The following is a 936-nucleotide window of genomic DNA, read 5'->3' as shown; positions in this document are numbered from 1 at the left end:
TCGCTACAGCGCTGTTGAGGGCGCTCGCGAGCGGCTTCGCTATCGCCGACCTACACCACGCGGTGGGACACGACCCTGAGTTCTGGAGGAAAGAGTTCCAGAACCGCTATCCCGTCCAAGACTCCAGCCGCCTGCTTGCCACGTGTGAGTTCGCCCCTGGACAGGGGCGCTTGGCCTGCCGTTCAGGAACAACAACGCCCAAGCCAAGTTTGGTGGTCCAGGAGGTAACGACAATGCGCATACTGAGAACATTCCTTGGATACTTGTGGCGCTCGAACAGCAAGTCGCCGCCCGACCTTGCGCCGCCTGTCGACGCGATCGTTCGGCTGCTGAAAGAAAAGCAAAAACACGCTACAAAGAAGGGACTTGGTCGATCAGATCAGACTACTGGCGGCTGACCGCGCTGCGACGCAGGATGTGACGACGGGGGCAGACAGCATCACCCGTCAAACTGCCTATTTCTGCAGCCTGGGACCGGCATCATGCCCGGCTAGCCCGGATGTCACACTCTTGGGTCGCTGGCGCATAGCCGTAGCTTAGCCTGCCGTTTGGAACGGTGCACCCCGCAACAGGCACGGCATGCGGCAATGCCTGTTGCCTGGAGCAACGATCTCCTGAAATTGCGGTTCCGGATAGGTCAAAGTATCTGCGCAATCAGCGCCGGGCGTTCGGCGGGGACGCCGAGACAAGGAGATCAGGTTCGCGCCAGTTAGCCACCGCTCAATTCTGGCAGGCAGGTCACATGTCTTTACGTGCAAGGCCCCGCACAGCTTCAAGACCCCGCGGGAAACCGCTGCGGTTACTAAAATCCTGGGCTTGCCGGCGGCCGCGAGCGTGCCGGGCGCTTACCTTTTGCGCGGTCAATAAATCGATGAGTGTCACACCGGCAACGAGCACCAATGCAAGTCCGACGTTGTCACGTTTTGGATTGTCGTG

General features: G+C 60.0%; 1 protein-coding gene and 1 pseudogene. One reads left to right on the top strand and one right to left on the bottom strand.

Features of this window, described 5'->3' with window-relative positions:
• Positions 1–398: hypothetical protein (locus AC0L2C_RS34115; RefSeq protein ID WP_473525524.1), on the top strand; the 398-nt coding region annotated here is incomplete at its 5' end.
• A gap of 340 nt (positions 399–738) precedes the next feature.
• Here AC0L2C_RS34115 and AC0L2C_RS34110 read toward each other — a convergent pair.
• Positions 739–936 (bottom strand): annotated as a pseudogene (locus AC0L2C_RS34110) (hypothetical protein); the annotation flags it as partial.

The sequence above is a fragment of the Mesorhizobium sp. WSM4845 genome (genome assembly GCF_055811455.1).
Note: the sequence above shows the minus strand (reverse complement) of the source record. Positions and strands in the feature narration are given on the sequence as shown.